Raw genomic sequence first — 20472 nt, forward strand, 5'->3', positions numbered from 1 at the left:
TAAATAGGATGACCTATGTGGAAATTCGCACATTCAATGCTTGATAGACAATCCCATTTACGGGGTGAAAGTGCACAACTTAAGTTATGGAAAAAGCAAACAGACACACAACTCATTTTATTCAATGAACACTACCAAATTCTAATGGCTCCCGACGGAGTACATGCTGCCAATGTGTTTCATAACACGAATAAACCCGGACAGCACCACTGGATTTATCTCGGCCACGCGAATAACAAAGCCTGGTTTTGTGCTCAAACCACCCGTCACGATTTCGAGTTAAGTTTTCATCAACAATGGAAAGATCTGCGCCTTGTTTTGCCTATGTTGGCAGAACCTTACTCATCGGTCATTGCCTATGGTAAAGCGATGTTACATTGGCATAATGGGCATAAGTTTTGCGGTCGTTGCGGCGAATCAACTTATTTCCACATGGCGGGACACGAACGGTTTTGCCAATCTTGTGAGCAATCGATTTATCCACGAACCGATCCCGCTATTATTGTGTCCGTCACTTTTGGTCAAGAATTGTTGTTAGCACGTCAAGCCAACTGGCCAGAAGCCCGATATTCGGTCTTGGCAGGATTTGTTGAACCAGGCGAGTCCTTTGAACAAGCTGTCGAAAGAGAAGTACGGGAAGAAAGCCAACTCGACGTTAAACAGATTCAATATTTGGGATCACAACCCTGGCCCTTTCCTTGCTCAATTATGATTGGGTTTACCGCGGTCGCCAAGAGCCAGGACTTTAAACTGTTCGACCAAGAACTCGAACACGCATTGTGGGTTAGTCCCGGCTCAATTGTATCTCAGCTGGAATCCGGCTCAATTAAGTTGCCAACAGGCGGCTCTATTTCAGGTTATTTGATTGAACATTGGGCACAACAACACGATATTAACCTCGCCAAATATCAAATGTGACCACCGATAAGCGAACCTTTAATTAAATAAATCATCGAATGCTTAATTAACAAAGTCGTTAACTTGCGATTCCAATTGCTTTAGTTCGTTCAGAATCTCAAGCTTTCGCCATTTAGGTTCTTCACCCGATTTTTTTAACTCGTCGTAGTTAATTCCTAGTAACTTTCCAAGGGCTTGATAGTCTTTAACAACACCGGAAGATATTTTAGGATGCATCTGTTTAGTCTCCACTCCATTCGCTTGAGGTTATTTATAGCTCCGGTAGATGACAAATTTGCGACGATTTAATGAACAAAAATTGAAAGACATATTGAGAGATAGATAATTGACATGAACCCAAATAAACCCGAACAGACTTCAGCAAAAACAGGTCGACCGACGAAACGCTGGCTTCGATGGTACGACCTATTAATTTTAGCAACTGTCATTATTACTGCTCACTACTGGCAAACTCGAGATAGTTTGAATACCTCGGGAACCTTAATTGCTCCCTCTTTTACCTTACCAACTTTGGATGGCGCAATCATTGATACAACACAGCAAGTAAACGTTCCGACAGTATTTTATTTCTTTGCACCCTGGTGTTCCGTATGCGATTGGTCGATTGACAATTTAAATACGCTGCAAAACGACATTCAAGCAAATAAAATCAATGTTTATGTTGTTGCTCTCGATTGGCGAACAAAAGAAGAAGTTGAATCCTTTATGGCCGAGCGAAACCTTCCAGTTCCTGTTATTTTAGGCACACAGCAGCAAACACTAGACTTTCAAATTAAGGGATTTCCAACCTACTACATTGCTGATGAAAATAATGTTTTAAGATGGGCCAGTGTTGGTTATAGTAGCGGCATCGGTATTCAAGCACGACTTAAACTGCTCGACTTAATGTAAAAAACAAAGCGGCAAAGGAAAAAGTATGTACGACGTTGTTCTACTCACAGAAGATGCTTACATTAATACATCGAAACAAGATTGGTATACCTTACAAGTCTTACTCGAAGATGCTTTAGTTAAGGACGCGTTAGAGCAACAAGGTTTTAATGTCGCAATCAAGTCTTGGTCCGATCCAGCATTTGATTGGTCTACGGCCGACAGTGTTTTGTTTCGCACGACCTGGGATTACTTCGATCGCTTTTCCGAATTTTCCATCTGGCTTGATCACATTCGCCCGCTCACTCGCAGCATAAACTCTATCGAGACACTGTTATGGAATTTAGATAAACGATATCTACTCGATTTGAACAAACGCGGTGTCAACAGTGTCGAAACACACATTCTTCCCAAGAATGACGCTGTAAACCTAACCGAACTTTTAAATCGATTTGAATATCAAGATGCCATTTTAAAACCGGTTGTTTCAGGGGCGGCTCGACATACTTATCGAATTAACCATAAATCATGTAACGAAATTCAACCGTTGCTCGATACTCTGATTCAACACGAAGACTTTATGATACAACCTTTCCAAAATAATATCTTGAAACAAGGCGAACTGTCTTTAATGGTCATGAATGGCAAGTTCACGCATGCGGTGAAAAAAGTTGCGGCTAAAGGAGATTTTCGTGTCCAAGATGATCACGGAGGAACCGTTCACCCTTATCAACCGACAAATACTGAAATTGAATTTGCCGAACGCGCGATTGCCAGCTGCGACCCCATGCCACTCTATGGCCGAGTAGACATGATCTATGATAATCAAAATTCATTGTCTATTATGGAGTTGGAACTGATTGAGCCCGAATTATTTTTTCGGTTTCATCGACCCGCAGCATTTGCATTAGCCGAAGGTGTTAAAGAATATCTCGATAAATAATTCCTTCAATCGTACCAAGGTTTACTTGTATCGAAAATTTCATGAATCTGCACAGGAGATTAAATATCTCTAATCCCAATGTGAAAACTTGTCGAAATACAGGCTATCTACCATAATTACTTCAAAATAAGAACTCTGGCAAAGAAATCGAGCGGCTCTCTCCACTGAATCAAATTGTGTCTTTCAGCTACTGGCCGCTGTATACATGATTATTTGTTAACATCGAGACGGACATTTAATGGAAATACTGCTTTGGCGTTGGAGTACAATCGTTCAGATCTGTTCTGACGTTATGATTGCCATGTTTTTCCTACATTTATCGTATTCCATTAAACGGGCAGAACTTAAGGCCTGGTTAACAGCTTGGCTTTGGAATTTAGTCGCCATTGCGATCACCGTTCTGTTTTGGCTAATTCAACCAGAATCAATATTCTTGTTTAAATTAAGTGTGTTCATATACATTTTTGCAAAAACATTATTTATTTGTTTTTTGGTGTATGGACTCAAAAACTTTATCAAACAACCTTATCGTATTCTCAATCGTAAGCTCCCTTTTATTATTGCAGTGTCATTAGCACTAATTGGGACCTTAATCATCCCTTCAATTCCATGGCTCGGTGTTTTTCAATCAACCACGATTGCAATTATATTGTTAACCGGTACTTTCATCATTACCCGAAGTCGGTCAATAGTCCTCAGCTGGCTAGCCTTCGGTTTTATTGCTCGAGTCATTTTAGCCCTGATTGAAATGATGAGTTATTGGATGACTGGAATGAAAGTCAACATCGGCCAATCAGAAACCATTCAGTTTTTCCTCGCATCGCATTCTTCTTTTGACGCTGCAGCAGAATGGTGGATCGCCTTAGGCTGCGTTATTGCGCTGTATCAAACCATCCAAAAAGAATTAACAAATACCTGTGAGAGCTTAATTAAAGCAAAAGACGAACTTAAAGAGTTGGCTGACAGAGACCCTTTAACCGGCTTAGGGAATCGAAGAAACTTAAGAACAACACTCGATCACGTTAAAAATACTGGCGGAACGATTTTATTTTTTGACTTGGATAACTTTAAAAAAATCAACGACCAATATGGCCACCAAACCGGCGATGATTGTTTAAAATATTTTGCTAATGCATTAACAACCAGTTTTCGACCAAGCGATCATCTATTTCGCTTTGCTGGTGATGAGTTTATTGTCGTTGCAGAAAACGCAATGCCTGAAAACATGTTAGATCATATCGAAAGTGTTAAAACAACGATCCAACAAAAAAAATCAAAAATTCCTATGTTCAACTTTTCTGTAGGCACAGCTTTTCTTGAACCCGGTGGAGAACCCGACGAAGCTATTCGCCGGGCCGACAAGAACATGTACGAAATGAAAAACGACTCATGAAACTCTTGATAAAAACTTAATGCCTTATTGTGAGTTCAATTTATCTTGTGTTCGCATTTCAAAATCGGAGGCATCATGCCTTTCATGAAGTTGTTCAGATTCCTCTCCCCAGGTTTTATTCACAATAACACCACGCTTTACCGCTGGTCGTTCATCAATCATCTGAGACCATCGATTTAAATGTTTATAGCTCCCCGCATCTAAAAATTCGGCTGCATCATACACTTTGTTCAAAACTAACGCTCCGTACCATGGCCATATGGCTATATCCGCGATCGTCAATTCTTCACCCACCATATACTGATGATTTGCCAGGTGCTGATCGAGTACATCCATTTGCCGTTTAACTTCCATGGTGTAACGATTAATAGGGTATTCAAATTTTTCTGGTGCATAAGCATAAAAATGCCCAAAGCCACCACCAAGAATGGGAGCACTCCCCATTTGCCAAAACAACCAAGATAAACATTCTGTTCGGTTAGCGGTATCCGTTGGAATAAACGCCTTAAACTTTTCTGCTAAGTACAACAGAATAGAGCCCGACTCAAAAACACGTTGTGGATGAGTCGTAGAATAATCAACCAAAGCTGGAATTTTCGAATTGGGATTAATATCGACAAATCCACTACCAAACTGCTCGCCTTCCAAAATATTGATCACATAAGCGTCGTATTCAGCATCCTTAAAGCCAGCCGATAATAACTCCTCCAATAAGATCGTAACTTTAACACCATTAGGTGTTGCTAAAGAATACAGCTGCAAAGGATGTTTACCCCGCGGCAATTCCTTTTCAAACTGGGCTCCCGCGGTTGGTCGGTTAATGTTACTGAACTTCCCACCATTGCCTTCTTTCTGAGTCCATACTTTGGGTGGTGTGTAATCATTTTTCGAATCAGTCATAGTGTAACTCCAGTAGCTCTATTTAGTTACTAGAGTATACGACTGAAAAATAGATTGAAACCTTTCATTCCATCAATAATTGAACGCAACACAAACAGCAAGGATTACATCCATATGTAAAAAGCTTACTGCCGCTATGATGTTTAACGGCAGCTATCATTTATTAATAGAGTCACTATCTTTTTTGATTATTTTTCAACTAACAGCGATTGTACGGTATTGCAGTTACCTAATCCCGCGACATCCAGATGAATTCCATAATAAGGACTAAATGGAACAATCAGTTCTGCTGTGGTACTCCCAACAGCCAGGCTGAGTTTATCAGCAAAACGGCCAATTGCAGGATTACCCTTTGGCTCACTGTCATAACCTTGAACTTTTAAGTTTTCATCTTGCTCGGAATCATTCAAGTCATAATAAAAAGTAAAATTATTTTCTAAAAATATCGATATTTTAACCGTATTACCGTCCGTTTCTAACAATGCGTAACCAGCATCCAATCCAATACCATCACCGCCCGCTGCCATAATGTCGACTTGGCATTTTCCGTCGACTATCCCGTCTTGTTCATCACAAGCAAAATAATCGACATACATGGCCCAATTACCTCGAGGTGTATAAGCGTTACCAACCGCCCAAGCGGTTTCTTCTTGATAACAGCGTCCTTCATTTCGATTCCAACAAAATGAAACATGGCTAATATCTCGTGGACCATCGCCATTGACTTTCATTGGTGCATATAATCGACCATCGTTACTGGCACCTGGCTGATAGGTAAAGACATTCGCACCATTACCACCTTTAACCACGACGGCACTTAAAACGTAAGGATCGGCCAACCAGTCAAAATACACCCCATCGCTATTAAAAATGGTCATAAAATTATTATAAGACTCACCAAGTTCACAACTTCCCTGACCATCACACGCCCCCGATAAATAACCATTCGGAGCATTATCATCGAGCTTTAAACCAAAATCGTAACCCAGATTAACGACACATTCTTGACCAGCATCACCACTTGTCCAATTTTCACAATACTGTGGTATCACTCCAAATAACGATGTTGGCGTTCCTATTGAACCGTCCGGTTGCAGTTCACTGCAACTCATTGCTGAGATAGATAAGGAAACAAAAGAACTTAGAATAACAACAAAGAAAGACACAATATTGAAGGACTTCATGACGACACAACACCTCGTAATATGCCAAAGAGACAAAGCTTAAAAATCAGCCGATAATTTAAGTGTAACGAGCTTAAATATTTCTGACATTGTGCTTGAAAATTACTGGGGAGATGAGCATTAAAAAACGCAATTTATCTCGCGTTTCAGATGAAAAATTTGGAATGGGAATACGATAATTCATCAATCGAATGAATTATCTTAAATCTGATTATAAATACGCTCTGTATTACTTAAATAAATTATTAAAGATAAAAAATCTCGCAAGCACAGAGCAAAATAGTTCATATTAGGTCTCACTGAGACATATCTTCTTACTGCGAGATATTTTTCTCAGTGAGATAAACTTCAGGATTTTTAGTAAAACTTAACGAACTCTTACTTTTACATCCAGTGTGTGCGATGTATCCCAGTCACGATGAGTCATCACTAAGTCGTAAGTCTCACCACGAGGAACCGAGCTTGGAATAGTAAATGTCATTTGATCACAAGACCAGTTGTATGGATAAACTCTAAATTTCTGTCCATTATTTACTAGATAAGTTGATCGACTATGACTCGTTAATCCAAAGTCTCCGCGCAAAGTTAAGCGCGTTCCATGGTAACCTGTGTAAACAGGAAGTCCTGCTCCACCGCGAGTAACACTTTGTATTCTGGGTCGTAATGGTACGCCACGATCCCACTCCATGTAACTCACAATTTCATCCAGTGGTGACTTATACATCGATCGAACTCTAACACCAACCTCTTCACCATCAAAATATTTTAAAGGCGTGGATCGACTACTTAGTACATTCATTCGACGTTGCGACAGTGGATCCGTCGTCATCAAAACTGAACGATCTTGCGAACCATCTGCATTAGTAATGATGTTACTTTCATTGTCTCGAGTCCAATTGATGTAATATGGGACAACACCTTTACCAATAAATGTTCTGTCGTAAGGGTGAAAATTTGCTAACTGAACATTATTTCGGTGCTCAAACATATAATATTCTTTTTCCGAACGTGTCGGATCCATTAATAACATCGATTGATCTTGCGCAAAGCGATAAGACGAAGCATTCAAAGCTCGACAGGATCCTTTCATGTTCGCGTATTGAATATCAGGCTTAGTCCAACCAAATCGACTTTTGTTCCAAGGAGAAAAGTCTACCGACTCATCATCGAACATCACCGGATTCGCGAACGCTGTACAGTGACCTAAGATACCCACATCTTGAAGAAAACAACCAGACCCGTAGAGATCTGCTGGTGTAGGGTTATATAAAGCATGAGCAACTTCGTGAACAAAGTTAGCAAAAATTGACTGACCGCCTGCTAAACTGACTGGTAAACACACCTCTACAGAATTTACCGTTCGACACGCTCCACGCGTAGCGCCCCAGCCACGCGTTATGTTATCAATAACAAGCACATTAAGTTCATCGTAAGTCACACGGTTATCATTATTGCGATCAAAGTTTGAAAAATCGATTCCCGATCGCGATGCCGCACGAATAAAGTCGTTGGGTGTTATTGAATCACCCTGTAATGAAACACGAGCGGTTCCTGCATTAGAAAATCGAAATGCATTTTCTGAGCTTGAAGAGAAATAGTCGACAACACTTAAACCCGATTCGTGACCACCAAAAACCAATTGTGAATAGGTGTCTGTAGGCTCCAGTGTGAACTGGCGCGTACCATTAGCACGTCGTACATCGGCAACAATTAATAATAAAGGTCGAGTACCAAACAACGGACGCATTAAGTAACCGGTTTTACGAGCTAAAGCAGTGTCATTAACATCTTCTGACAACAATGCGTCACCAGAAAATAAATGGGCACTTGCAAGTGAAGAATCACGATTAATCATTTTCCAGCCAATGCATACAGAACCGTCGCAGGGAGCACCGGTGTATAACCAAACACTGCCATTATCATGAGTTTGAATTAATCCATCATCAGCAGCTGAAATATCTTTTGTGTGTGGATTACGATCGAGCCTTTCCCAACCATAACAACGGGAGCCCGAGCAAGGCGTTCCGGTATAACGATAAATACTACCACCTTGATGACGTTGAAATAACTCATTCCGGCTGGCAGTCAATTGCACAGTATTCGAATTATTATCAAGTAAGCGCCATCCTGTACAACTTAATCCCACACAAGGAGAGCCCGTGTATTCCCAAATAGCACCATTGGAATGACGTTGATATAATTTATTATCTGTAGCAGCTAACTCAATTGTTAAAGCATTTCGATCGAGCATTTGCCAGCCAGGACAAGACGATCCTGAACAAGGCGTTCCGGTGTATTGATAAATCCGACCATTGCGATGACGTTGATACAATTGATCACCACCAGCAACAATATCGACGGTATTCCAATTATTATCGAGCTTTTGCCAACCCGAGCAGACATTACCTCGACAAGCCTGACCGGTGAATCGATAAATACTTCCGTTATCATGGCGTTGATAAAGCTGACCATCCGCAACAACGATCTGTTTTGTTCTTACATTATTGTCCAATTGAACCCAACCATAACAAAAGTCGGCATCACAGGGTCGTCCAGTAAAACGCCAAATTGCGCCACTATTGTGCATTTGATAAAGCCCACTTTCATCAGCAACAATACTGTCGGTGGCTGGGTTTCTATCCAGCTCGGTCCAGGTACAATCGTTAACGGAACAATTATCATCAACCAAGGCTCGAATGACGCCATCATCACCAAGTGTGTAAGTTTGACCCGCTTGAACTAGCGAAATTGCAGGTGCTAAAAAAGCAACGATAAACACCAAATGCTTGAGACATTTTCCCCAATTAAAATGGTTCGAACCAGATAAAAATGACAAATCTTTACATCGATCATTTAACATGGATATTCCTTTTATTTTTCCAATTATTATATTTTTGATACGTTAAAAGTTTTCATAAGCCAATGGCTTGAATTTCAACGTCAATACAGAACAAAGCTAGGTTAAAAGAGGCAAATAAAAGAAAAAGTAATTGATGCGAAGCGCTCAATCCCTGAGTCTTTAATAAGCCCTTCCAGAGCTTCAATCTGATGACCAATACTTTAATTAAATTGCATAGAACTTGTGAGAGTTAAACTCGAGAGAATCTGTGAGATATTGTCCATAAAGAATATAAAATACTTTTTTGAGATTTGCATAAAAAAGCAGCTTGATCGGTAACAATCAAACTGCTTTTAAAATGAACGCTTAAAATTATTTTCGACTTTGATCGCGCACTAGTTTAAATTCAGTGCCTTCGTACCAATTTGGCCAATCCTTAGACTTTGCGAGTAAAACACCGGTTTCAAAAAATACCTTCACATCGGCTAAAGCACTTTCCAAACTCCAAAGTTCACTGAACTCATCGCAGGGCTGATGATAACAACGATCTTTAAGCTCACTTACTTTCTTTGCTATCTCAGCGTATTCTTCGTTGATTGGCTCACTACCTCCACCGGCATACAACGCAGGAACGCCTTTCTTCGCTAAACTAAAATGATCAGAGCGATAGAATCCACCGCGCTCTGGTTTTGTTTCTGCCACTAAATTTCGGTTTTGTCGTTTCGCAGCTTTCGCAAGATAGGTCTGCAACTCCGACTTATTAAAACCAACCACGGTCATATCCTTCATTAAACCCGCAACATTTAAACTATCCATATTAATCACGCCGACGGTTTTTTCTAACGGATAAACCGGGTTAGCAGCATAATACTTTGAGCCTAATAATCCCTGCTCTTCTGCACCGACAGCAATAAAAGTTACCGAACGCTTTGGCTTATTTTTTAATTGCTTAAATGCATCTGCCAACATTAACAATGCCGTTGTGCCAGTCGCATTATCCAATGCGCCATTATAAATATTATCGCCTTCTTTATTTGGGTTAATACCCAAGTGATCCCAATGCGCCATATAGATGATGTGTTCATCGGGTCGTTGAGTTCCTTTTATTGTTGCCATGATATTTTTTGTTTGCGATCGTTTGATCGTATTCTCAACTGCAATATTGGCTTTCACATTAAGCGCTTTTGCTTTAAACCCTTTTTGCTTAGCTTCCTTTTTTAACTCATCAAAATCAAGTTGGCTTTTCTTAACCAGTTCTCTTGCTTTATCTTCAGTAATCCACATTTCGACATCAACGACAGGCTCACTATTCTTCCCTTTAGGCAACAAGAATTGCGGACCCGACCAACCGCCTTCAACAACGCTCCAACCATAACTGGCCGGCGCAGTTTCATGAACGATGATCGCTGCGGCAGCTCCTTGACGAGCGGCTTCTTCGTATTTATAAGTCCAACGACCATAATACGTCATGGCTTTACCCGTAAATAACTTAGGGTCTTGCGTCGCATAACCAGGATCGTTAACTAAAATAACAACGGTTTTTCCTTTCACGTCAACACCTGCATAGTCGTTCCAGCCAAACTCAGGCGCGACTACACCATAACCCACAAAAACAACTTCAGAGTCACTCACACTAACCGATTCTTTTAGTTGACTGGAAGTCGCCACAAAATCTTTAAGGTATTCAAACGATATATCACCAATGGTTAGTGACTTAGTTGGCTTAGACTCGATTGAAACCAAAGGTACGGTTTGTGTAAAACTGTCACCGTTACCAGGCTCAAGACCGCTGGCTTTAAAATGTTTCACCATATAGTCAATTGTTTTCTTTTCTCCCTCTGAGTCAGGCGCGCGGCCACCAAACTCATCCGAAGACAAAACCTTAACGTGGTCTGCAAATACCTTCGTATCAAAGGATTCATAAACATCTTTAAACTTATTGTCTGCCGATGCATTAAGTACAAACAGAATTAATACAAGATAACGAAACAATTCATCTCTCCTGTCAAAATATGAAAAATTAACGAATCGCTATATTAACGAGGCACCTCGCCATTCACAAGTATTCAAATTTTTCAGAATCAAACGGCGGTATATCGGTTGAAAAAGCTCAAGACAGTACATTATTTATACAAGCAATAACCTTCTATTCAACCTCGATTAAAATGAAATGCTCTGAATGAGGTAAGTTCTAACGTCGGAATGCGTGACCGAAAAACCGTAATACCTAAAATTGACCCATTCAAAAGGTGCGGCAATTGGATTTATCACCGCACAGGTTATAAGGTCTTGTTAGAGACTGATAAGCAAGGAAAAGATTAATAATTTTTTAAACTGTCCGTTTGCGTTTTCTTTAACTTATCGTAACTGCGCATGCCCGCAATGCCCAACATCCCCGAGACAACCACCCACAAGACTTCCGCATCCAACGGCGGCGGTGGTGTAATCCCCGGCTCCACCACGCCTTTCGTTTGCAAAAAATACCACAGCCAAACGAGTAATGGATACATTAAAAATTGATACGCCAGAGCGGCACCACCCACCCAGCCAATAAATGGCCGCCAACCCGCAACAAACACACTTTTATGCTTCGCTTCTTCAACATTAATAATGTGTTGATTTCGAATTAATTGCGTTTCCATTTTCTTGGACTGAAGTTCGATTTTTAATCGCTCTTCATCAGAAGTAAACAAATCATCCGCCAATTTGGTAACACCACTGACAATGGTTGATATACCCGGAATATTCACGACAATGCTCCTATAGAACGGTTTAACCAACCCAATAAAAACTTAGACTGGGTCGTATCACGCTTACAAATTTCCATATATCGCTGCACTTTAGCCAACGCGTAATTGGATAAAAAGATTTCGGGATGAAATGAATTTAACGCATTCAAGGTATTCGGCCCCACAATACCATCGGGTGTACAACCCACCACAATTTGCGACAACTTAATCGCCGTTCGACACCCTGCATTCACCGCAAAATCATAAATCGTATCCGCCATTTCTTGCGAATCGATATAATCCCCTTTAATCACATTCCAAAACTTATTCTGATAAAACTCTTTCACTAACGGCATTAAATGGGTTTGGTTGTGCTCCGACGTCACGTATTCCCAACCGCGCCAGTCGGGATGATACTTTTGGCTAATGCCCGCATAAGTCAGCCCCCCTCTGTCAAAAGGAACCTTATGCAGCTTATAGCCACCTTCATTCAATATGGTTTTCTCATAACAGATATCAAACAAAGCCATCTTATTGCCCCAAAAATTAGCGACTGACGATTTTAGAAAATGGAATACGGTGGAAATACATGCTATCCAGAAACGTATCTAAAATTAATAAATACTGCTTTAACGCTTGAGTATCGCGACCATCCAAATTCAACGACGGGATTAAATCGGGCTCGTTGAACAATTCACCTGCGGAATTATCCAAAGTGATAACATCGGGCAAATAGATTTCTGGAAAACATACCGCTTGTACCTTCTTCTTCAGTTCCAATCGAGCGTACTCGCGTTTCTCGGCGTCATTCAGCTGTTCAACAAATCCAGTTTCCAAATCCAAAACATCGCTCAACTCGGAAATCCCAAAACTATTCAAACGATCTTTCCACTCGATGGGTACTCCAGAAAGAACGGACAATTCAGAACCCAGTAAATAAGAACTCTTCGAAAACAATTCCAAGATGGGAGCGGGACCTTCTAAATCGCTGACTCGGTCATCTTCTTCAACTTCATCCGCAGTGAGTCGATCAATATTCGGCGGCGGCGGCACTGGCTTTACTTTGACATTAATAACGCTCGCACCACGCATATTAAAGTTGTAGCGATTAATGTAAGTTGCATCGATGGGTGTTGTTTCTAAAATACCCATTTCTTCTTCTGCATCACGCAACCGCATACTTACTTTAAGTTCAATTACCGTTTCAACAAACTGATAGAAGGTAGGCACAAAGCCGAGCTCAAACAAACTGTAAAACTCCTGTTTCCGTTTTCCTTCTTCGAATCCTATCGCTATTGGGATCCGCGTATCCAACACCTGACCTTTTTCGTCAAACAGTTTCCCAGACATCATTTCAGTCGAAGTCACACTTGAAGCATCAAGTGCTGCTTGCGCTTCGGCTATACCTGAAACCGTCTGAAACAGTAACTGACTAACTGGTAATGAATTATTCAATTGAGTGTGTGACGTTTGCATGAGTCAAAACCAATGTTTCATTTGCTGTAATTACATCACCCGGGAGATGAGATACATCTGTCACTCTTGCATCTTCATTAACACGTTGATTGCTAAATTGATAAACGATTCCCAACTTCTCCAAAAGCTCTTTCGCTTCTTTCGCTGTTCGCTGTACCAATGAAGGAACAACTTTAGCCTCGCTCGCTTGAGTAGAAGGTGGAACTGGCACCACTTTAAACGACACTTTACTGAATGACTTAATATCATAATCGAAGCTGTTAATATAAGTTGCATTCACCGGCGCAGCATATAAATTAATGGGCGCACTCCCTTGCTTTTTTACGCTATTTGATTGCCCCGAAACAGAAATTGCCATCAATAATTCTGCATTAGCTTCCGGAATTTGATACCAGGTAGGTTGATAACCAATCTTTCTTAAATTATTAACCATTTGATCGTCATTAATATTCAGCGATTCGAGCTGTTGAATAACTTGTTTATCCAACGCTTGCTGTGCCTCGGCAACACCACGCCCAACGGCGGATATAACATCACCCAATGGCGCAGATAAGTTATCGACAAGCTCATTTAGATTAGGATTCGTTGACATGTTACTTTCCTGATTCAATTTCGGTTGATTTTGCGTCTAAGGGTAATTTACCGACCCAAACAGTGACAGTTCCGTTTTGCGGATAGTCCTCTAAGTGCGTTGGAATTTGTTTTAGAATACGCCCATCTTTTGTTTTATCTTTTACCATTTGATTAACCTGTTGCACTTGCAGTCCTAGCGCAGTCAATTTTCGCTTTGCATGCGTTGCGGTCATGTTGCTTAAGTCAATCATTTTCGGCGATGGCGCGCTGTCATCAGTTTGACCTGAGCCAATTGACTTTTGATTTGGCATAAACGTAACGTCAATCGTACTTAAGTGATCATTACTGACCTCTTTTAGATCAGTAAGCTTGGGTAGACTCACGGAATCGCCTTTTGCTCCTGGTAGTACTTTTAGAGACATTTTTATGGGTCCTAAACTATAGGCTCCTCCTCCAGCCTTTAGTTTTTCCTGAACCGCAGCTAAGTTACTGTTGGTTGTTTCGATAAAACTTTGCAAGCTAGACTCTGCACCAGCATCGCGCTTAATCACTTCCATTTCTTTAATAAGATCTTCTTGAGCTTCTTGATAGTCTTTTTGCAGACTTTCCTTTAGCGTTTCAATATTACTAGCGTGGACCTCATTAATATTCTCTAATTCAGAATTCAATGTTTCAATCGCTTCATTTGCCTCAAGCAATTTAGAGTCGGACGTTAAGAGCTCTGCTTCTAACTCACTATTCTTGGTTTCTAAACCAGAAACCTCGCTTTCAAGTGTGACTACTTTATTCGATAAAGCATTCTTTTCTGAAATTGCAATATCTCTTTCAGATATCGCTTGATCGCGTTGAGTTTCTGCCGTGTTCCGCGCAGATGTTAGCTGAGTTATTGTGCTTTGCTTTTGATTATTACTCGATTCAAGCGCCAACTTTTGAGAGTTCAAACTGTCAACTACAGATTGTTTTTGCTGCACAGTTCGACTGAGAGAACTAATATCATTATTGAGAGAACTAATTTCACTATTTTTATCTAGCATAACGCCATCTAATGCATTACGTATATTGATTAGCTTGGTAGCTTGTTCGCGTATGATGGTAATCGCATCAGAACTCGTCGAATATCGAGCACTAGTATTCGTTAATGATTCTCTACTGAGTAATTCAGTACTCGGACGCGATTCATCCGCAATTTCAAGTTCTGCTTTTTTAATATCTTCAATTGGAGTCGGGCCACCACCGCCGCCTCCGGAACCTCCAGAACCACCACTTCCTCCGCCTCCCGTCGGTGTGGGTCCAATTCTAAGCATTTGCAATACATTAATAACTTCATTTAAAGCTTGCTTTTGCAGAGCGTATTGATTTGTAACAGCCATTATTATTCCTTAATTAAAATCGTATCAGTTTGACCCATAGCATCAATAATAAGCGGAATGCCAACGTTGTAATCATTCTCATGAATGTGCAATGTATTGGTCGCCAAGCCAAACCGATTGGTAGTCACAATGCCTGATTCCAAGTAGGTGTCTGACGACATTGTAAAATCACTCGTTGCACCAAAAGGTGTATCCAAGTTGAACTCAACATCAGCATCTTCAACCAGTTCTCCAGCGTCTGACTTAAGCGTTACGAATAATTGAATTTTTTTAACATTACTTTGATTCGAAGCTACCTCTTGAAACTCAGTATATATTCTTGGCATTGGCTTACCACCGTTCACGGGAACAGCAATAAAGCTCCCACGAATAATACTGACGGCAGATTCAGAAGTATCTTGAAACTTATTAATCGTTTGCGCCATGAGCTTGGGTCGAAGCCGACCGATGACATCATTACCTGTTTGAGAAGACGAGTTAACAGACTCCCGATTTTGCATACTTAAACTCATCTTCATTTCAAAATCCAGTTTGGGCAATTGGTACGCAATAGCGGTACCAGAAACATCTTTAACAATATTGCTATTCAACTGACGCTGTGCTTCATTGAGACTGTCTGCCAAACTCAATAGATAGTCATCAATACCCGCTGATAATTCATCATCTAGATCGTTCATCTACTTTTCCTACATTAATGTTATTGAAATCGTTTCGAGTCACGTTTCGCAAATCGATCGGTTCTAGAACCATCACGCTTTTCATCGAATCGAGAGGTAGAGTCATCATCTCTTTTTCGTTTTTTGCGACGCCCAAATTGTTGTGCTAACTCTTTTGCTTCATTTAATTTATTTTTAAGTATTAGTGCTTTCTGTAAATCTTGGCGTTTTTCTTCTTGCTTATTCTCAGCCATTGCAGCACTCAATCGTTGCTGCAGCGAACGCTGCGCCAAAGCCATATTCCGCAATGACTCGAGTTCTGATGTGTCATCACTTGTAGCTGTTGGCATATCAAAGTCAGCATCCATCTCATCTTGCATCTTTTTAATTTCACTCATCAGACGCTGCTGCTTCATCCTAATTGCTTGAAGCTGTTCTAACTTGGCCTTCCCACCCTTATAAGTTCGAGCCAAATTGGGTGGAAGTTTTTCTAACGCCGCTTGCTCCAACAACATTAACCGATGCTTTTTCTCACTTTGGGCAATATCTCGAACCAAATCTCTCGCTTTGCTAAAGTCATCGGCTGACTTTTTAATTTTCCTAAAGCCATTTCGACCTCGAGACACTAAGCTATTCGCTTCATCCAAGCGTCGTTTAATCGCTTTATTTTGTAGAAATTTACGCTTTAATTCTTGCTCTTTTTCATCACGCGCTTTTTCAATAGCTTTCTTTAACTGGCTCTTTTTCAATAATTTATTTTTGGCTTCTTTAAGCTTTTTTATTCGCTTATCTTCGCGTAACGAATCTTTTGTAACACTTTGCACTTTAAACATCGCTTCTTGCCGAAGCTGTTCGGGAGTCTTATCCGTCGACTCTCCCGCTAAAGACTTAAGTTTATTCTCGAGCTTTTTTTGCTTTTTTAAAAGTTTCTGAAACTCATCACTAACTGGAAGCTCATCAACATTTATTTTTTCTTGGTAAGTCTTAGCAACCGTCGACGATTGAGGAGAAACGCTCTCCTCATCGTCTTCGAGCAAGTTTTCCCAACTAATATAATCACTCATTCGATAAACTCGCTGGCTTTTCCATTAAAGAGTATCTTTCTTAGCATATTCTTTTAAAATATCTTCCAGTGTTTGGGGCGGCGGAACAGGCACCAACTTGGTACGCATTAAACTTGAGCCCTCAGCACTGTATTGATATTTCGAAGAGTAAGACGCATTAACTGAAGACACCGAAATCGACGCACTCCCCCTAAAAGGCCTAACTTTTCCAGATATCGTTTTGTTACTTGTTGAACGACTTTGACTCGTTTCGCGTTTAACACTAACCGCCATTTTTACTTCGATAATCGTGTCAACAAACTGATAAAAGGTTGGCGTAAAGCCGAGTTCTAACAAGGAATATTCTGTGGTACCTATATAAACCTTATGCTTAGAATCTTCATCAGCATTACTCTCGTCTTCATCAGTATTCACGGGTTGCCCAGTCATTAACTGGGCAATACGTGTGCTGACCATATCGAGTTCAAGCTGAGCTTCGGCAATACCGACTCCCAAATTCTTAACCATCTCTGGAAAAGGAACATTTAATAATTCTTGACCCAATGACACAGCATTACTCATAACGATAATTCCTTATTGGCCGACACTCTCGCTCTAAGATTCAAGAGTGTTTTCGTTTTCATAAAATTCTTTCTCTTTCTCCATAAGATCTCGAATTCTCTCCTCTAGAATTGATGGTACAGGCACCGGTACCATTTTTGTTCTTAACAAACTGGCACCTTCAACGCTGTAACCGTATTTTTGAGAGTATGACGCATCAACATGCGATGCTGTAGTGTGAGTCGTTTTTGAGTGTCCTCGATTATAACCACCACCCCATCGATTAAATGACCAACCACTCCAACCAAAATGTCGGTTATTATTCTCAACTGAATAGTTAGAATCGTAGGTTCGATCAACACTCTGATTCTCAGTAGATTGAGACTTGATCGCTATTTTCACTTCGATAATCGTATCGACAAATTGATAAAAATTCGGAACAAATCCCAACTCCATCATGCTGACTTTTTTAGGTATTCTTTTGTTCGTTGTTTTGTCGTACTCGTAACCAAAATAAATTCGCGAGTCGAGCACTCCAATATCCGTATCCGACGTTGGAGCCAGTCCATTTTTGTTTAATAGAGCTCCGGTATTAAGATCTCGAAGTGGTCGAGAACCACTCATAAGTTCCGACACAACCATACTCGACTTATCAAGCTCCCACTGAGCGTCAGCAATGGCCAAAGCCATTGAGCTGATCATTTGCCCCATAGGAACATTCAATAGTTCTTGTCCTACTTGTATTCTTTCAATTGACATAACATTTGTCCTATTAATTAGATGTTTATTTTTACTAATGTGCTTCTGGCTAAACGGTTAAGTATCTGCCTCACTATCACCTTGCTCTTCACGCTTGCTTTGCCGTAAATCTTCAATCAAGTCTGCAAGGTATCCTGGCGCTGGAACAGAAACGACTTTCGTCGCAATTTCACTGGATCCTTCTGCTTTGAATGAATATTTATTGGAATAAGAGGCATTAACCGAAGCTGTAAAAATTCCTGGCACGCCTCCGGAAGCAGAAACACCAACAGAAACTTCCCTACTTTTACTCATGCTGAACGCAACTTTTGCGAGCATTTTCGCTTCCGAAAAATGATAAAAAGTGGGAGTAAAGCCAAGCTCTAACATAGAGCGAGGCTTATCTTCTGAAGGTAATGTAACGCCTTTTTCTGCAGCCTTAGCTAACATTTCCAACGCATATGTATCAAGCGCAAATTGTGCGTCAGCTACCGCTTGACCTAAATTTTTGATCAATAAAGGTAAAGGAGCTTCAGCCAGTTGTTTATTAACTTCAGACGCTGACATAGTGATACCTATAAGTTATCAAGTAGCTTATCAACCAAACCTGCAGGAGCCGGAATAGTGACAAGCTTGGCGTCAATACTTGAAGTCGCGCTCATTTCAAAATTATATTTTCGGCTATCACTGACGCTCATACTTCCGGTAATGCCCGCAGAGAAGCGATTGTCGGCATCGACCACATCACGACTGTTTTCTTCGACGCTACTTCCAGAGTTGCTACTCGAATTAACATTATCCTGATATTCAGCTTGTTGACTCTCCAGTTTTTCACCTTCAGTAATCCAGTCAGGTTTCTTTGGTGTCACACTGCGAGGTTGAGGCAACTGTGTAAAAAATGGCGTGTCACCAGTAACATCAAGCTGCTGATAAAAACATCCATGATTGGGTTTACCTTCTTTTCGATGTCCTTTAGGAAAGGGTTTTACAACTAACTTTAACTGGCCATAATTATCAGCTAAAGTTTCAACATCTGGCTTATGTTTACTCATGTCTTCATCTGAAGGAACACTATTGATTATTTCTTCATATTGATGTTTGTTGGTTGGGCTAACACAATCAACGGTAATTTTATTCGCAACCTCAGGGTGATAACCTCGACCAACATCCAACATTCCACCTTTTGTTCCAGGGATAGCCGATTGATCACCAGGACCAGCATTGGTGATTTCTTTTGCGCCTTGCGAGTCGGTATAATAGTCATCCGTTCCTTCATCCACCTTCTCAGAGGCAGGAACATTCGACAAAACACCATTGACAGCATCAAAGACGCCATCCTTAGTAAAACAAACAATACCAAAATGTCTTTCAGTACTAGGAACCGCCACGCCATTATCTTTGGTACGAGTCATAACATTGACTTTGTACTGAATAGGAATGGCCGTCGTTGCATCTTCAGGATCTTCTATATAGGCAACTAAAGGAGCATTACTTGAAGATTCAATCACAGGCCACTTCGATTGAGGATTGTCAGCTGTATCCGTTCTTAAAGTAATCGCATTGCCACCGGATAAAGAATTTCCATCAATATTGCCATCTGTATCCAAGTTTAAAATACAGAGATGAACCGATCCTTCAGGTGTTTCTACGATAATACGGGGGCGCCATAGCTGACCTTCGTGAGCGTAGTTAAAATTATTCACTTGCTCTTGACTTAAATAAACACCCTGAATGGAATGTTGAAAATTACCGCCAGCAACCTCTTTAACAGTACTCGGTATTTCAACTCTCTTAGAAATAAAGTCGACCTCGTTGCCCGAACGCTTTGAGTAATAACGAGAGTAATACCCTCCATTTGCGTTTGATATCATCTCACTGTGCTTATTCTTATTCTTTTTATACTCAGAAATTTTCTCTTCTCGTCCATCGGCATAATTGGCATTTAAATCGACAGCAAAACTTTTTTTGCGTTTGCCGCCTACCTCATGTTTTATATCAACCTTTAGATGAAAATTTGCTTCCGAAAAGTGATAAAAACTCGGTACCATTCCTAAACTCAAAATGGATACACTATTGGTACCACCATTTCCATCAGGCAAATCTAATTTATTTTCCGCCAACTCAATTAAACGCTTAACTGAATTTTGGTCCAGTCGCTCCTGTGTTTCGACAACGTTATGGCATAAGCCATATAACATATCTCCAATAGGAACTTCTTGTAGTGCTTGACCAACTGCTTTGTGATCGAATGTTGCCATAGTTTTCTCCTATGTTTTGGC

General features: G+C 40.6%; 20 protein-coding genes. 4 read left to right on the forward strand and 16 right to left on the reverse strand.

What is annotated here, in order from left to right; genetic code table 11:
* Nucleotides 1–15 precede the first annotated feature (15 nt).
* Nucleotides 16–918, forward strand: a complete 903-nt coding sequence (nudC, locus tag FAX86_RS14120) for an NAD(+) diphosphatase (RefSeq protein WP_144394083.1) — start codon at nucleotides 16–18, stop codon at nucleotides 916–918.
* A 42-nt stretch (nucleotides 919–960) separates the two neighbouring features.
* Here nudC and FAX86_RS22225 read toward each other — a convergent pair whose 3' ends face one another.
* Complete coding sequence (locus tag FAX86_RS22225) at nucleotides 961–1134, reverse strand: hypothetical protein (protein WP_164503590.1); 174 nt, start codon at nucleotides 1132–1134, stop codon at nucleotides 961–963.
* A 114-nt stretch (nucleotides 1135–1248) separates the two neighbouring features.
* Between FAX86_RS22225 and FAX86_RS14125 the strand changes: the two genes are divergently transcribed.
* From FAX86_RS14125 to FAX86_RS14135, 3 genes are all read left to right on the forward strand, one after another.
* Nucleotides 1249–1809, forward strand: coding sequence for a TlpA family protein disulfide reductase (locus tag FAX86_RS14125; RefSeq protein ID WP_144394084.1), 561 nt, complete (start codon nucleotides 1249–1251; stop codon nucleotides 1807–1809).
* A 25-nt stretch (nucleotides 1810–1834) separates the two neighbouring features.
* Nucleotides 1835–2731 (forward strand): ATP-grasp domain-containing protein, encoded by an 897-nt coding sequence (locus tag FAX86_RS14130; RefSeq protein WP_144394085.1) that lies wholly within the window; start codon nucleotides 1835–1837, stop codon nucleotides 2729–2731.
* A 238-nt stretch (nucleotides 2732–2969) separates the two neighbouring features.
* Nucleotides 2970–4124: a GGDEF domain-containing protein gene (locus FAX86_RS14135; RefSeq protein ID WP_144394086.1), complete on the forward strand. Its 1155-nt coding sequence runs from the start codon at nucleotides 2970–2972 to the stop codon at nucleotides 4122–4124.
* 24 nt (nucleotides 4125–4148) lie between these two features.
* Here FAX86_RS14135 and yghU read toward each other — a convergent pair whose 3' ends face one another.
* The 15 genes from yghU to FAX86_RS14210 all read right to left on the reverse strand — a co-directional run bounded on the left by yghU (nucleotide 4149) and on the right by FAX86_RS14210 (nucleotide 20451).
* Nucleotides 4149–5024, reverse strand: a complete 876-nt coding sequence (gene yghU / locus FAX86_RS14140) for a glutathione-dependent disulfide-bond oxidoreductase (RefSeq protein WP_144394087.1) — start codon at nucleotides 5022–5024, stop codon at nucleotides 4149–4151.
* Between the two features lie 188 nt (nucleotides 5025–5212).
* On the reverse strand, nucleotides 5213–6208 hold the full coding sequence (locus tag FAX86_RS14145; protein WP_144394088.1) for a hypothetical protein: 996 nt from the start codon (nucleotides 6206–6208) through the stop codon (nucleotides 5213–5215).
* A gap of 367 nt (nucleotides 6209–6575) precedes the next feature.
* Entirely contained in the window at nucleotides 6576–9068 is a 2493-nt protein-coding gene (locus FAX86_RS14150; RefSeq protein WP_144394089.1) for a hypothetical protein, read from the reverse strand.
* A gap of 351 nt (nucleotides 9069–9419) precedes the next feature.
* Nucleotides 9420–11039, reverse strand: a complete 1620-nt coding sequence (locus FAX86_RS14155; RefSeq protein WP_144394090.1) for a M28 family metallopeptidase — start codon at nucleotides 11037–11039, stop codon at nucleotides 9420–9422.
* 326 nt (nucleotides 11040–11365) lie between these two features.
* Nucleotides 11366–11797, reverse strand: coding sequence for a 3TM-type holin (locus FAX86_RS14160; protein WP_164503591.1), 432 nt, complete (start codon nucleotides 11795–11797; stop codon nucleotides 11366–11368).
* Nucleotides 11794–12306 (reverse strand): glycoside hydrolase family 108 protein, encoded by a 513-nt coding sequence (locus FAX86_RS14165; RefSeq protein WP_144394092.1) that lies wholly within the window; start codon nucleotides 12304–12306, stop codon nucleotides 11794–11796. Before FAX86_RS14165 ends, FAX86_RS14160 begins: the two co-directional genes overlap by 4 nt.
* Before the next feature lie 16 nt (nucleotides 12307–12322).
* Complete coding sequence (locus FAX86_RS14170) at nucleotides 12323–13252, reverse strand: hypothetical protein (protein WP_144394093.1); 930 nt, start codon at nucleotides 13250–13252, stop codon at nucleotides 12323–12325.
* Nucleotides 13224–13844, reverse strand: coding sequence for a PASTA domain-containing protein (locus FAX86_RS14175; RefSeq protein WP_144394094.1), 621 nt, complete (start codon nucleotides 13842–13844; stop codon nucleotides 13224–13226). Before FAX86_RS14175 ends, FAX86_RS14170 begins: the two co-directional genes overlap by 29 nt.
* A 1-nt stretch (nucleotide 13845) precedes the next feature.
* On the reverse strand, nucleotides 13846–15195 hold the full coding sequence (locus FAX86_RS14180) for a PASTA domain-containing protein (protein WP_144394095.1): 1350 nt from the start codon (nucleotides 15193–15195) through the stop codon (nucleotides 13846–13848).
* 2 nt (nucleotides 15196–15197) lie between these two features.
* Nucleotides 15198–15872, reverse strand: a complete 675-nt coding sequence (locus tag FAX86_RS14185; protein ID WP_144394096.1) for a hypothetical protein — start codon at nucleotides 15870–15872, stop codon at nucleotides 15198–15200.
* Between the two features lie 20 nt (nucleotides 15873–15892).
* Nucleotides 15893–16915 (reverse strand): hypothetical protein, encoded by a 1023-nt coding sequence (locus tag FAX86_RS14190; RefSeq protein ID WP_144394097.1) that lies wholly within the window; start codon nucleotides 16913–16915, stop codon nucleotides 15893–15895.
* Between the two features lie 24 nt (nucleotides 16916–16939).
* Nucleotides 16940–17476: a hypothetical protein gene (locus tag FAX86_RS14195; protein ID WP_205859212.1), complete on the reverse strand. Its 537-nt coding sequence runs from the start codon at nucleotides 17474–17476 to the stop codon at nucleotides 16940–16942.
* Nucleotides 17477–17509: 33 nt separating this feature from the next.
* Complete coding sequence (locus FAX86_RS14200; RefSeq protein ID WP_144394098.1) at nucleotides 17510–18214, reverse strand: hypothetical protein; 705 nt, start codon at nucleotides 18212–18214, stop codon at nucleotides 17510–17512.
* A gap of 57 nt (nucleotides 18215–18271) precedes the next feature.
* Entirely contained in the window at nucleotides 18272–18760 is a 489-nt protein-coding gene (locus FAX86_RS14205; RefSeq protein WP_144394099.1) for a hypothetical protein, read from the reverse strand.
* Between the two features lie 8 nt (nucleotides 18761–18768).
* The gene (locus FAX86_RS14210) at nucleotides 18769–20451 is read right to left on the reverse strand and encodes a hypothetical protein (protein ID WP_144394100.1); all 1683 of its coding nucleotides are present in this window, start codon (nucleotides 20449–20451) and stop codon (nucleotides 18769–18771) included.
* Nucleotides 20452–20472 lie beyond the last annotated feature (21 nt).

The sequence above is a fragment of the Pleionea sediminis genome (assembly GCF_007570825.1).
Classification (GTDB): domain Bacteria; phylum Pseudomonadota; class Gammaproteobacteria; order Enterobacterales; family Kangiellaceae; genus Pleionea; species Pleionea sediminis.

Coding starts and splice junctions, on each gene's coding strand:
- nudC (WP_144394083.1), top strand. CDS start 16: ATGTGGAAATTCGCACATTCAATGCTTGATAGACAATCCCATTTACGG.
- FAX86_RS22225 (WP_164503590.1), bottom strand. CDS start 1,134: ATGCATCCTAAAATATCTTCCGGTGTTGTTAAAGACTATCAAGCCCTT.
- FAX86_RS14125 (WP_144394084.1), top strand. CDS start 1,249: ATGAACCCAAATAAACCCGAACAGACTTCAGCAAAAACAGGTCGACCG.
- FAX86_RS14130 (WP_144394085.1), top strand. CDS start 1,835: ATGTACGACGTTGTTCTACTCACAGAAGATGCTTACATTAATACATCG.
- FAX86_RS14135 (WP_144394086.1), top strand. CDS start 2,970: ATGGAAATACTGCTTTGGCGTTGGAGTACAATCGTTCAGATCTGTTCT.
- yghU (WP_144394087.1), bottom strand. CDS start 5,024: ATGACTGATTCGAAAAATGATTACACACCACCCAAAGTATGGACTCAG.
- FAX86_RS14145 (WP_144394088.1), bottom strand. CDS start 6,208: ATGAAGTCCTTCAATATTGTGTCTTTCTTTGTTGTTATTCTAAGTTCT.
- FAX86_RS14150 (WP_144394089.1), bottom strand. CDS start 9,068: ATGTTAAATGATCGATGTAAAGATTTGTCATTTTTATCTGGTTCGAAC.
- FAX86_RS14165 (WP_144394092.1), bottom strand. CDS start 12,306: ATGGCTTTGTTTGATATCTGTTATGAGAAAACCATATTGAATGAAGGT.
- FAX86_RS14170 (WP_144394093.1), bottom strand. CDS start 13,252: ATGCAAACGTCACACACTCAATTGAATAATTCATTACCAGTTAGTCAG.
- FAX86_RS14175 (WP_144394094.1), bottom strand. CDS start 13,844: ATGTCAACGAATCCTAATCTAAATGAGCTTGTCGATAACTTATCTGCG.
- FAX86_RS14180 (WP_144394095.1), bottom strand. CDS start 15,195: ATGGCTGTTACAAATCAATACGCTCTGCAAAAGCAAGCTTTAAATGAA.
- FAX86_RS14185 (WP_144394096.1), bottom strand. CDS start 15,872: ATGAACGATCTAGATGATGAATTATCAGCGGGTATTGATGACTATCTA.
- FAX86_RS14190 (WP_144394097.1), bottom strand. CDS start 16,915: ATGAGTGATTATATTAGTTGGGAAAACTTGCTCGAAGACGATGAGGAG.
- FAX86_RS14195 (WP_205859212.1), bottom strand. CDS start 17,476: ATGAGTAATGCTGTGTCATTGGGTCAAGAATTATTAAATGTTCCTTTT.
- FAX86_RS14200 (WP_144394098.1), bottom strand. CDS start 18,214: ATGTCAATTGAAAGAATACAAGTAGGACAAGAACTATTGAATGTTCCT.
- FAX86_RS14205 (WP_144394099.1), bottom strand. CDS start 18,760: ATGTCAGCGTCTGAAGTTAATAAACAACTGGCTGAAGCTCCTTTACCT.
- FAX86_RS14210 (WP_144394100.1), bottom strand. CDS start 20,451: ATGGCAACATTCGATCACAAAGCAGTTGGTCAAGCACTACAAGAAGTT.